The organism is Arthrobacter sp. B0490 (assembly GCF_002929355.1).
Lineage (GTDB): Bacteria > Actinomycetota > Actinomycetes > Actinomycetales > Micrococcaceae > Arthrobacter_D.
The window spans coordinates 69,138-81,203 of sequence record NZ_PJIR01000012.1 but is presented as its reverse complement, the minus strand read 5'-3'; the positions used below and the strand labels follow the sequence as shown (position 1 = coordinate 81,203).

The window sequence follows — 12,066 nt, the reverse complement described above, 5'->3', positions numbered from 1 at the left end:
TGGATGCTCGTCACCACGTTGTTGGTGCGGTAGAGGCGCCCGATGAGCGGGATCATGGCCTCGGCGAGTGCCTCGCGCCCGCGCCACGCGGCGTGGTCCTCGGCGTGGTCCTCGGTGTGGTTCTCTGTCCGGTCGTACTGCAAGAGGGCATCCCTTCGGGCACCGGTGCGGCCGGTGCGAGCTCTTCCAGCCGGATCGCGACGCAGGGGTAGCGCCAGGCGACGTCGGCTGGTCGTGTCCTCCCATTAGACCGCTCCCTGCAGCTCCCCACCAACTTCGCACCGACTCCGCGCCCACCCCGGACGGTTCCGGCCCGGTTCCTCGCGCATCCGGCGTGGAATAGGGTCCGACCGGGACGGGTTGCACCGGGAAAGGCCTCCGGCCTGTCCCCGACCCGAAGGAGCACTGCATGAGCGAGTCCACCACCGTCGAGAAGGCCGATTTCTGGTTCGATCCCCTCTGCCCGTTCGCCTGGATCACGTCCCGCTGGATGGGGGAGGTGGAGCAGGTCCGCAGCATCTCCGTGGACTGGCATGTCATGAGCCTGTCCGTCCTCAATGAGGGCCGCGACCTGCCGGAGGAGTACCGGGCCCTGATGGAGCAGGGTTGGGGCCCCGTGCGCGTGATCATCGCAGCGGCCGAGCTGCACGGTGACGAGTACGTCAAGAAGCTGTACGACGCGATGGGTACCCGTATCCACATCGGACAGAACAAGGACTTCGACGTCGTCATCCGCGAATCGCTCGACGAGGTGGGCCTCCCGGCCGAGCTGGCCGGGTACGCGCATTCGGAGGAGTACGACGCCCAGCTGCGCGCCTCCCACAAGGACGGCATCGACCGCGTAGGTGACGAGGTCGGCACGCCCGTCGTCGCCTTCAACGGCACGGCCTTCTTCGGCCCCGTCCTCACGAGGATCCCGCGGGGCGAGGACGCCGGGCGGATCTTCGACGGCGCCGTGCTGATGTCCGGGTTCCCGGAGTTCTTCGAGCTCAAGCGGTCCCGGACCGCACGCCCCACCTTCGACTAGGGCGGCAGGAGACGCGGAAGGGGACCCACCCGCGGGTGGGTCCCCTTCCGCGTCCTGACTACTCCGCGGGCTGCGGAACGAGTTCGACGTCGGAGACGGCCAGCGCGTCACCCTCCGCGAACCGGAGGTCCCTCGCGTTGCCGGCGGCGAGCAGGTCCGCCAGGCCGGCGCGCACCCGCTCCACCTGGGCGGCGGGGGCGGTCACGACGGCGGTCTCCACCTCGGTGCGCTGCTTGACCTTGGCCTCGGACTTCGCCTTGCGGATGCCCCCGAGCGCCAGGGCGACGGACGTCAGCACCTCGGCGTCCGCGCTCCCGGGCAACGCGGCGAGGGCTTCCGCACTCGGCCAGGCCGCCTGGTGCACCGAGCCCTGGCGCCACCAGCTCCAAACCTCCTCCGTCGCGAACGGCAGGAACGGCGCGAAGAGCCGCAGCAGCGCGTCCAGCGTGGTCGCCAGCGCCGTCTGCACCGACTGCGTCCCCGCGTCCGCCGGATCGCCGTAGGCGCGGTCCTTGACCAGCTCCACGTAGTCGTCGGTGAAGGTCCAGAAGAAGGACTCCGTGAGCTGCAGGGCCCGGGCGTAGTCGTACTTCTCGAACGCGGTCGTGGCCTGCTCGGTCACGGTGCGCAGCTGCACCAGCAGCGACTGGTCCAGCGCCTCCGTCACCCGGCCGAGCGATCCCTCGCCGACGGACGCATCCGTGACGCCGAGGTTCAGGACGAACTTCGACGCGTTGAGGAGCTTGATGGCGAGGCGTCGCCCGATCTTCATCTGGTTGACCTCGTACGCGGTGTCCGCACCGAGCTTCGCGGAGGCCGCCCAGTAGCGGACGGCGTCCGCGCCGAACTGCTCGAGGACGTCGGTCGGCACGACGACGTTGCCCTTGGACTTCGACATCTTCTTGCGGTCGGGGTCGAGGATCCAGCCGGAGAGCGCCGCGTGCTTCCACGGCACGGAGTCCTGCAGGGCGTCCGCGCGGACCGCAGTGGAGAACAGCCAAGTCCTGATGATGTCGTGTCCCTGGGGGCGCAGGTCGAACGGGAAGACCTTCCCGAACAGGTCCTCGTCACGGGTCCAGCCGCCGACGATCTGAGGGGTCAGGGACGACGTCGCCCAGGTGTCCAGCACGTCGCTGTCGCCGATGAAGCCGCCGGGCTGGTTCCGGGCGGACTCGTCGAAGCCGGGCGCCGGATCGGCGGCGGGATCGACGGGCAGGGTCTCGAGGGCGGGGAGGACGGGGTCCTCGTACTCCGGTTCGCCGTCGGCGTCGAGCCGGTACCAGACCGGCACGGGCACGCCGAAGAAGCGCTGGCGGGAGACGAGCCAGTCGCCGTTCAGGCCTTCGATCCAGTTCTCGTAGCGGGAGCGCATGAAGGCCGGATGGAAGTCGATCTGGCGGCCGCGTTCGATCAGCGCCTCGCGCTTGCCGGCGTCGCGCCCTCCGTTCCTGATGTACCACTGGCGGCTCGTGACGACCTCGAGGGGCTTGTCGCCCTTCTCGTAGAAGTTGACCGGGTGCATGATCTTCGTGGGCTCGCCGTCGAGGTCCCCGCTCTCGCGGAGCATGCCGACGACGGCCTCCTTGGCGCTGAAGATCGTCTTGCCGGCGAGCTGCGCGTAGTTCCCGCGTGCACGTTCCGTGGCGATCCACTCGGGCGTCTCGGAGCGGAGGCGGCCGTCCCGGCCGACGACGGCACGCGTGGGCAGCTGCAGCTCACGCCACCACGTGACGTCAGTCAGGTCACCGAACGTGCAGATCATCGCGATGCCGCTGCCCTTGTCCGGCTTGGCGAGGGGATGGGCCTTGATCTCGACCTCGACGTCGAACAGGGGAGACGTCACCGTGGTGCCGAACAGCGGCTTGTAGCGCTCGTCGTCGGGGTGGGCCACGAGCGCGACGCATGCCGGGAGGAGCTCGGGCCGCGTCGTCTCGATGTGGATCGGCCCGCCGTCCGACGTGTGGAAGGCGATGCGGTGGTACGCGCCAGCCTGCTCGCGGTCCTCGAGCTCCGCCTGGGCGACGGCGGTGCGGAAGGTGACGTCCCACAGGGTGGGTGCCTCGGCGAGGTACGCGTCCCCTGCCTTCAGGTTCTCGAGGAAGGCACGCTGCGAGACGGAACGGGACGTGTCGTCGATGGTCCGGTAGGTCAGGTCCCAGTCGACGGAGAGGCCCAGGGTGCTGAAGAGGTTCTCGAAGACCTTCTCGTCCTCGACGGCCAGTTCCTCGCAGAGCTCGATGAAGTTCCGGCGCGAGACGGCGTCGAAGTCACGCTGGTTCTTCGTCGGCTCGGCGGGCGGCCGGTAGTCGGCGTCGTAGGCCACCGAGGGATCGCAGCGCACGCCGTAGTAGTTCTGGACGCGCCGCTCGGTGGGCAGACCGTTGTCGTCCCAGCCCATGGGGTAGAAGACGTTGGCACCGTTCATCCGCTTGAAGCGGGCCATCACATCGGTCTGCGTGTAGGAGAACATGTGCCCGACGTGCAGGGAGCCCGATGCCGTCGGCGGAGGGGTGTCGATCGAGTACACCTGCTCGCGCGTGGTGTCGCGCCGGAAGGTGTAGGTGCCGTCCTCGCGCCACTGGCGGGACAGCCTTTCTTCGAGGCCCTCGAGGGCGGGCTTGTCGGGAACGGAAACGGACTGGGGGGAGGGCGTGTCTGTGCCCTGGGTCGTGTCGGCCATCCCTCCATTGTTCCCTACCCCGGAGGCCGCGCCTTGCGGGCGGTGAGCGGACGCCGGAGGGCCTGACTTCTTCCGGCCGGGATCATCGGGCGGCGGAGGAACGGCTCTCGGTACGGTGGAGACCGGAGAGGAGGTCCCCATGGAGGAATGGAACCGTGCCATCGACCTCATCGAGGCCGACCTGCCGGCACGGGTCGACGTCGGACGCCTGGCACGGGTCGCGCTCACGTCCGAGTACCACTTCCGGCGGATGTTCGCCTCCCTGGCCGGCATCCCGCTCGGCGAGTACATCAGGCGGCGCCGCCTCACGGCGGCGACCGGCGAGATCGTCGCCGGGCACGCGGTGCTCGAGGTCGCCCTCCGGTACGGGTACGGCTCGGCCGAGGCGTTCACCCGCGCGTTCAAGGCCCTGCACGGCATGACGCCGTCCGAGGCGAGGCGGCCGGGGGCCGTCCTCCGCTCGCAACCGCAGGTGAGGTTCCAGCTCCGCGTCGAAGGGAACATCGAGATGAAGCACCGCATCATGAGCAAGGACGCGTTCCGCCTGGTAGGACGCAGGGCACGGGTACGGATCGTGTACGAGGGCCCCAACCCGGACATCGAGCAGTTCGAGCGGACCCTCGACCCGGCGCTGAGAACCCTGCTCGAGGAGGTGTCGGACACCGAGCCCCTCGGGCTGCTAGCGGTCACCGAGACGAGCGAGCAGCCGGAGGAGGACGGGAGCGAGGCGGACTACTGGCGGGCCGCGGCGACGTCCCGATCGGCGCCGGACGGCCTCGACTGCCGAGAAGTGCCCGCCGGCCTGTGGGTGGTCTTCGAGACGGAGGGTGCGTTCCCCGACGTCCTGCAACGCCTCTGGGCCGACGCGGCCGCGGCATGGTTCCCGGCCAACCCGTACCGCTGGGCGCCCGGGCCGCAAATGCTGAGCGTCCAGCCGGATCCCGGCGGCCAGACCGGCTGCGGCCGGCTGTGGATCCCGATCGAAGCGGCCGAGAGGACCTGAGCGCGGGCTCCCGCGCAACGGATCCCGCCGCCTGGGCGTGATCGCTACAGTGGCCCCATGACCCGCACATCACCCACGCCGCTCGGCGCCCCCGCAGACCCCGCCCCTCCCGCCCTCCGTGCGATCGTCACGGGGGCCAGCTCCGGCATCGGCGCAGCGACCGTCCGCGCGCTGCGCCGCGCCGGATGGGACGTCGTCGCGGCGGCCCGGCGCCTCGACCGCCTCACCGCGCTCGCCGAGGAGACAGGGGCGACCCCGATGGTGCTCGACGTCACCGACCAGGCGTCGGTCGACGCCTTCGCCGCCCGGGTCACCACCGCCGGGCCCGTCCATGCCCTCGTCAACAACGCGGGGGGCGCCTTCGGCGCGGACCGGGTGATGGATGCCGTCACCGCCGACTGGGAGCGGATGTACGACGTGAACGTCCTCGGCTCGATGCGCATGACGCGTGCCCTGCTGCCGGCACTGCGCGACGGCGGGCAGGGCAGCGTCCTGTTCCTGACCTCCACCGCGGCGCTCGCCGCCTACGAGGGCGGGGCGGGGTACTGCGGGGTGAAGGCGGCCCAGGAGTCCATGGCGCGCTCGCTCCGGCTGGAGGAGGCCGAGCACAACATCCGCGTGATCGAGGTGTCCCCGGGCATGGTCCACACCGAGGAGTTCTCCCTCAACAGACTCGGCGGCGACCAGGGAGCCGCTAACAAGGTCTACGAGGGCGTCGAATTCCCGCTGACCGCCGACGACGTCGCCGAAGCCGTGGCCTTCACGCTCAACGCGCCGCACCACATGAACATCGACCAGCTCGTCCTGCGCCCGCTCGCGCAGCCCGCCAACCACAGGGTGCTGCGCGGCTGACGGCACGTCGCCCTCCGGTGCCGTCCGGGCCGGTCAGGCCCGCGGCGAGACGCCGAGCCGCACCGAGTAGTTGTCCATCGTCCCGGGCAGCGGGCGGTCGGGGTCGAGGATCTGGCCCTCTTCCACGCGGAAGTCGTGCCCGCCGACGAGCGAGGCCAGGGCGGCGCTGGTCAGGAGCAGCACCAGCTGCTTCCCGGGGCAGACCACGGGTCCGTCACTGAACGGCACGAGCGGCCAGCCGTCGTCCTCGTCGGTCAGCCAGCGCTCGGGTGAGAAGTTGTGGGCGCTGCGCAGCGAGCGCTCGTCGCGGTGGAAGTACGGCGCGTAGACGAGCACTCCGCACTCGGCCGGCATCAGCCCCTCCGGCCATTCCACGGCCCGCGTGGTCTGGCGGAGGATCATCGGGGTGGTCGGCCACAGGCGCAGCGCCTCGAGGACACTGGCCCGGAGGTAGGGGAGCACGCGGCGCCCGGACGTGTCGCCGTCGACCTCCGCCCGTGCGGTGGCCACCGCGTCGGGGTGGGTCGCGAACACGGTCAGGGCGCGGAAGACGGCCATGCCCGCCGGGTCGAAGGCGAACAGCCACTGGGGCACCTGGTCGGCGGGCTCCGCGCCGTCGCCCTTCGGGGCGGCGGCCATCACGGCGGCGAGGCTGCCGGGTTCGGCGTGCGCCAGTTCGTCGGCGATCCGCTGCAGGAACCGGCGGCGCGTGTCCTTCCGCACCGGCTTGAGGAACGCCCAGTTGCCGTCCTTGCGGAGCCGGATGATCATCGCGGTGAGGTCCTTGTCCTCCCGCGCGTGGTCGCCGAAGACCACCCGCCGGACCACGCGGTACCAGGCGTCGAGGAAGTCCGCCCAGGGCAGGGACCCGGTCCGCACGGCCTCGGCGAGCAGCGCCTGCATCTCCTCCTCGACCACGGGGACGAAGGTGTCCGCGAGATGGTGTACGGGGTGCTCGGTGTCGAGGACCTGCTCCTGCAGGGCGCGCCGCACGGTGCGCACGGGTCCGCGCGAGATCAGCGAGTTGGCGGGCTGGAAGTGCGAGAGTGCCGCTTTCTTCTCGCTGCTCGCGGCGGAGAAGGGCTCCGGCGACTGCGCCAGGACGGTGTTCACGTCGCCAGGGTCCAGGACGATCGCCTGCTTCCGGACCGGCAGTTTGAGCATCAGCGGACCCTCGGGGTACCTGGCATGGACCTTCCGGACGATCCCCACGGCCCGGGTGTCCAGATCGAGGCGCGCCGTGAGCCCGACCGCCCACGGCCGACGGATGATGGGGCCCCTTGCGACGGTGGGCAGGAAGACCCCCAGCAGCAGTCGCGCGGTGTCCAGTGCGGTCGCGGTCGGAAGCGCAACAACGGAGGGGGTGCTGGTCACGGAGGGGGTGGTGGTCGGCATGCGGTATCCATCCTGTTGCGGCGGGGGTGCCCTCCCAGCGTCCCAAGGCAGCTCCGCGACCACAACGTCTTTCCGGCGACCCACGGCCCCACCTGTTGTGCGGGCCCCCTTTCGACAAGGAATTCGCCCCGGCGCTAGACTTGCAGGACAAGCATCGACCCGGCGATCACCGGCGAGCTTCCGGAGGAAAGGCCACCCGAGCGGCGGCCCGTAGAACCGGACGGGACGGCCCGTCACAGCCTGGAAACGAGCGGCGGCCCCGCCCGGTGTGTCCGCGACGAGCGGCACGGCGGACGACGGCGGCAAGTGAGGTGGTACCGCGGGTCCGGTTTCCCTGCGGCCGGTCAGGCAACCGGCGGCAGGCGGCACAGGCTCCCGTCCTCACGGCAGGACTCCCCACCCCATGCCGCCGTACACAGGATGAGAACCATGCCGCAGATCTACCCCAAAGCAGTGTCGCCCGACGACGCCGGGACGACCACGTCCGGGACCAGCGCCTCCCCGCGCTTCCCGGAACTCGAGCAACGCGTGCTCCGGTACTGGGAGAAGGACGGCACGTTCCAGGCGTCCATCGACAACCGCGACGCCGGGCCGGACGGCTCCAACGAGTTCGTGTTCTACGACGGCCCGCCGTTCGCCAACGGCCTGCCGCACTACGGCCATCTCCTCACCGGGTACGCCAAGGACCTCGTGGGCCGCTACCAGACGCAGCGCGGACACCGCGTCGAGCGGCGCTTCGGCTGGGACACCCACGGCCTGCCGGCGGAACTCGAGGCGATGAAGCAGCTGGGCATGACCGACAAGCAGCAGATCGTCGCCATGGGCATCGACAAGTTCAACGAGGCCTCCCGCGCCTCCGTCATGAAGTACGCGGGGGAGTGGCGCGACTACGTGACCCGTCAGGCGCGATGGGTCGACTTCGACAACGACTACAAGACCCTCAACCCCGAGTACATGGAGTCCGTCCTCTGGGCGTTCAAGACCCTGCACGAGAAGGGCCTCACCTACAGCGGGTACCGCGTGCTCCCGTACTGCTGGAACGACGAGACGCCGCTGTCCAACCACGAGCTCCGCATGGACGAGGACGTCTACCAGGACCGCCAGGACCAGACCGTCACGGTGACCTTCCCGATCCTCGCCGGGGCGACCGAGCTGTCGAGGGACCTCGCCGGCGTCCAGGCCCTCGCCTGGACCACGACTCCCTGGACGCTGCCCACCAACGCCGCGCTCGCCGTCGGGCCGGACATCACCTACGTCGTCGTCGACGGCGAGCGCGACGGCCGGGCGGGCCGCTACCTCCTCGCCGAGGACCTGCTCGGCAACTACGCCAAGGACCTCGGATTCGCCGACGCCGCCGCCGCGCGCGACGCCGCCACCTCCCGCCATCTCGGCACCGAGCTGGAAGGGCTCACCTACGAGCCCCTCTGGGACTACCTCGCGGACCCCGAGGAGGGCGGGTACCGCAACGCCTTCCGCATCCTCGCCGCGGACTACGTCACGACGACGGACGGCACCGGGCTCGTCCACCAGGCACCCGCGTACGGCGAGGAGGACCAGAAGGTCTGCGAGGAGGCAGGCATCCAGGTGATCCTCTCCGTCGACGAGGGAGCGAAGTTCCTCCCCCTGTTCGGCAGGGGGCCGCTCGCGGAGATCGTGGGGCTGCAGGTCTTCGAGGCGAACCGTCACATCACGCGCGTCCTGAAGTCCGGAGGTCGCCTCGTCCGCCAGTCCAGCTACGTCCACAGCTACCCGCACTGCTGGCGCTGCCGCAACCCGCTCATCTACCGCGCCGTGTCCTCCTGGTACGTGGAGGTCACCAAGATCCGCGACCGCATGGTGGAGCTGAACCAGGACATCACCTGGATCCCCGGCAACGTCAAGGACGGCCAGTTCGGCAAGTGGCTCTCCAACGCACGCGACTGGTCCATCAGCCGCAACCGCTTCTGGGGCAGCCCCATCCCGGTGTGGCAGTCGGACGACCCCGAGTACCCGCGCACCGACGTGTACGGTTCGCTCGCCGAACTGCAGGCCGACTTCGGCAGGCTCCCGCTCAACAAGCAGGGCGAGGTGGACCTCCACCGCCCCTTCATCGACGAGCTCACACGCCCCAACCCGGACGACCCGACCGGCCGGTCGACGATGCGGCGCGTCGAGGACGTCCTCGACGTCTGGTTCGACTCCGGCTCCATGCCCTACGGCCAGGTGCACTACCCGTTCGAGAACGAGCAGTGGTTCGACACGCACAACCCTGCCGACTTCATCGTCGAGTACATCGGGCAGACCCGCGGCTGGTTCTACATGCTGCACATCCTGTCCACGGCGCTGTTCGACCGGCACGCGTTCCGGAACGTCATCAGCCACGGGATCGTGCTCGGCTCCGACGGGCAGAAGATGTCCAAGAGCCTGCGGAACTACCCGGACGTCTCCGAGGTGTTCGACCGCGACGGCTCGGACGCGATGCGCTGGTTCCTCATGGCCTCCCCGATCCTCCGGGGCGGGAACCTCGTGGTCACCGAGCAGGGTATCCGCGAGGGTGTCCGTCAGGTGATCCTGCCCCTGTGGAACGTCTGGCACTTCTTCAGCCTGTACACCAATGCTGCGAACGGCGGCGCGGGCTACGAGGCCAGGACCGTCACCCCCGAGGCCGCCGCGCAGCTGGCCGAGCCGATCGACCGCTACATCCTCGCCAACACGGGGAACCTCGTGCGGGAGCTCACCGAGGCGCTCGACGCGTTCACCATCAGCGACGCATGCGAGTCCCTGCGCCGCTACCTCGACACGCTCACCAACTGGTACGTCCGTCGGAGCCGCCAGCGGTTCTTCGAGGAGGACACCGACGCCTTCGACGTGCTCTACACGTGTCTCGAAGCCGTGTGCCGTGTGGCCGCCCCGCTGCTGCCCCTCGTCACCGAGGAGATCTGGCGTGGCCTCACCGGCGGCCGTTCCGTGCACCTCACAGACTGGCCCGAGGCGGCGTCGTTCCCCGCCGCCCCCGATCTCGTGGAGCAGATGGACCGCACCCGTCAGGTCTGCTCCGTGGGTTCGAGCCTGCGCAAGGCCGCCAACCTCCGGGTGCGGCTGCCACTGCGGGAGCTGACCGTCGTCGCGCCCGGCGCCGACGGCCTCTCCGGGCAGTACTCGTCGATCATCGCCGACGAGCTGAACCTCAAGGGCGTCCGCCTGGTCGACTCCGCAGATGCCGAACCGGCCGAGTTCGGCATCACCCAGCGCCTCGTCGTCAACGCCCGGGCCGCTGGCCCCCGTCTCGGCAAGAACGTGCAGGCCGCGATCAAGGCGTCGAAGTCGGGGGACTGGCACGTGGACGACGACGGCGGCGTCACCGCCGGCGGCCTCGCCCTCGAGCCGCACGAGTACACGCTCGACACCGTGGTGGAGGGCAACGACGCCGCCTCGAAGGCCGTCACGGTCCTGCCCGGCGGCGGGTTCCTCGTCCTCGACACCGAGGTCACCCCCGAGCTCGCCGCAGAGGGGACGGCACGGGATGCCATCCGTGCCATCCAGCAGGCACGCCGCGACGCCGACCTCGACATCAGCGACCGCATCAGCACCACCATCGGCGTCACCGCGGAGCAGGTCGCGGCACTCGAGGCGAACGCCGCCCTGATCAGGGCCGAGACCCTCACGGTCGACCTCCGCGTCGAGGCGGCCGAGGATGCGGGGAACGACTTCACCATCACCGTCGCGAAGCAGGAGCAGCAGCATGGATGAGACCAACAGAACCGGCACGGAGCTCGACCGCTTCTCCGTCGAGAGCGTGTACGCCGAACTGCTCAGCCGGGCGCCCGAGAACAGGATGGAGCCGCGCATGGCCCCGCTGTACCGGGCGATGGAGATCCTCGGGGAACCCAACAGGGCGTTCCCGATCATCCACATCACCGGCACCAACGGCAAGACCTCGACGGCGCGCATGATCGAGAGCATCCTGCTGGCCCACGATCTGCGGACCGGCCGCTTCACGAGCCCGCACCTCTCGCGCGTGACCGAGCGCATCAGCATCGACGGCGAGCCGGTCGCTGACGAGACCTTCGTCCGGGTCTGGGACGAGGTCAAGCCCTACCTCGACATCGTCGACGGCGAACTCCTTGTCGCAGGGGAGCCCCGGCTCACGTACTTCGAGTGCGTCACCATCCTGGCGTACGCCATCTTCGCGGACGAGCCGATCGACGTCGGCGTGATCGAGGTGGGGCTCGGCGGGATCACCGACGCCACGAACGTCGGCGACGGACAGGTGGCGGTCGTCACGCCCATCTCCCTCGACCACACCGAGCTCCTCGGCGACACGGAGGAGGACATCGCGCTGGAGAAGGCCGGCATCATCAAGCCGGGCTCGTTCCTCGTCAGCGCCATCCAGCCCCGCGGTGCCGCGCAGGTGCTCCTCGACCGCGCCCGCGAGGTGGGCGCCGAGTTCCGTTTCGAGGGCGTCGAGTTCGGCGTCGAGTCCCGGACCGTCGCGGTCGGCGGGCAGGTGATCTCCCTGACCGGCCTCGCCGGCCGGTACGGCGAACTGCTGGTCCCGCTGCACGGCGAGCACCAGGCGGAGAACGCCGCCGTCGCCGTCGCCGCCGTCGAGGCGTTCCTCGGCGCGGGAGAGCGGGAGCTCCGGACGGAGCTGGTGCGGAACGGCCTGCGCGCCGTGACCTCCCCCGGCCGTCTCGAAGTGGTGCGCACCGCCCCGAGCATCATCGTGGACGCGGCGCACAACCCCGCCGGCGCCCGCGCAGCCGCCAAGGGCGTCAACGAGGCCTTTGACTTCTCCCGGCTCGTGCTGGTCATCGGGGTCCTCGAGGACAAGGACGCAGCCGGCATCCTCGCCGAACTCCACGAGGAGCTCGGCGGCATCCTGGAGGACGTCTGCCTGACGCAGTCCACGTCGCCCCGCTCGATCCCCGCCGCGGACCTCCTGCAGGCCGCCCTCTCGGCGGGCTTCGCCGAGGAGAACATCAACATCGCGCCCGGTCTCGACGACGCCCTCGAGTGGGCCGTGATGAAGGCCGAGGAGGACAACGACCTCGCGGGCGGCGTGCTCGTGACCGGTTCGATCACGGTGGTCGGGGAAGCCCGCACACTCCTAGGGAAGTAGGCAGAGCA

The 12,066-nt window shown here is 70.1% G+C and carries 7 protein-coding genes; 5 read left to right on the top strand and 2 right to left on the bottom strand.

The features are described from left to right. Nucleotides 1-409: 409 nt before the first annotated feature. Nucleotides 410-1,027: a DsbA family protein gene (locus CXQ97_RS15590; RefSeq protein ID WP_104181790.1), complete on the top strand. Its 618-nt coding sequence runs from the start codon at nt 410-412 to the stop codon at nt 1,025-1,027. Between the two features lie 58 nt (nt 1,028-1,085). On the opposite strand, the gene valS is transcribed toward CXQ97_RS15590, so the two are convergent. After that, nucleotides 1,086-3,707 (bottom strand): valine--tRNA ligase, encoded by a 2,622-nt coding sequence (gene valS / locus CXQ97_RS15585; protein ID WP_104181789.1) that lies wholly within the window; start codon nt 3,705-3,707, stop codon nt 1,086-1,088. A gap of 139 nt (nt 3,708-3,846) precedes the next feature. Between valS and CXQ97_RS15580 the strand changes: the two genes are divergently transcribed. Then, nucleotides 3,847-4,710, top strand: a complete 864-nt coding sequence (locus CXQ97_RS15580; RefSeq protein WP_104181799.1) for a helix-turn-helix domain-containing protein — start codon at nt 3,847-3,849, stop codon at nt 4,708-4,710. A 57-nt stretch (nt 4,711-4,767) separates the two neighbouring features. After that, nucleotides 4,768-5,562 carry an SDR family oxidoreductase gene (locus tag CXQ97_RS15575; RefSeq protein ID WP_104181787.1) on the top strand — a complete coding sequence of 265 codons (795 nt, stop codon included), beginning with the start codon at nt 4,768-4,770 and terminating at the stop codon, nt 5,560-5,562. Nucleotides 5,563-5,595: 33 nt separating this feature from the next. Here the strand turns inward: CXQ97_RS15575 and CXQ97_RS15570 are convergent, their stop codons facing one another. After that, on the bottom strand, nt 5,596-6,957 hold the full coding sequence (locus tag CXQ97_RS15570; protein ID WP_104181786.1) for a cytochrome P450: 1,362 nt from the start codon (nt 6,955-6,957) through the stop codon (nt 5,596-5,598). A gap of 429 nt (nt 6,958-7,386) precedes the next feature. Here CXQ97_RS15570 and ileS point away from each other — a divergent pair, with 429 nt between their 5' ends. Together ileS and CXQ97_RS15560 are read left to right on the top strand one after the other, a co-directional pair. Next, nucleotides 7,387-10,686 carry an isoleucine--tRNA ligase gene (gene ileS, locus CXQ97_RS15565; protein ID WP_258062649.1) on the top strand — a complete coding sequence of 1,100 codons (3,300 nt, stop codon included), beginning with the start codon at nt 7,387-7,389 and terminating at the stop codon, nt 10,684-10,686. Beyond that, a complete protein-coding gene (locus tag CXQ97_RS15560; protein ID WP_104181784.1) occupies nt 10,679-12,058 on the top strand; it encodes a folylpolyglutamate synthase/dihydrofolate synthase family protein in 1,380 nt (459 codons plus the stop codon). Before ileS ends, CXQ97_RS15560 begins: the two co-directional genes overlap by 8 nt. The last annotated feature ends 8 nt before the right edge of the window (nt 12,059-12,066 follow it).

Bases quoted from the DNA above. Each gene is read 5' to 3' on its own strand.
- ileS (WP_258062649.1), top strand. From the start codon at position 7,387: ATGCCGCAGATCTACCCCAAAGCAGTGTCGCCCGACGACGCCGGGACG.
- CXQ97_RS15560 (WP_104181784.1), top strand. From the start codon at position 10,679: ATGGATGAGACCAACAGAACCGGCACGGAGCTCGACCGCTTCTCCGTC.
- CXQ97_RS15580 (WP_104181799.1), top strand. From the start codon at position 3,847: ATGGAGGAATGGAACCGTGCCATCGACCTCATCGAGGCCGACCTGCCG.
- CXQ97_RS15590 (WP_104181790.1), top strand. From the start codon at position 410: ATGAGCGAGTCCACCACCGTCGAGAAGGCCGATTTCTGGTTCGATCCC.
- CXQ97_RS15570 (WP_104181786.1), bottom strand. From the start codon at position 6,957: ATGCCGACCACCACCCCCTCCGTGACCAGCACCCCCTCCGTTGTTGCG.
- valS (WP_104181789.1), bottom strand. From the start codon at position 3,707: ATGGCCGACACGACCCAGGGCACAGACACGCCCTCCCCCCAGTCCGTT.
- CXQ97_RS15575 (WP_104181787.1), top strand. From the start codon at position 4,768: ATGACCCGCACATCACCCACGCCGCTCGGCGCCCCCGCAGACCCCGCC.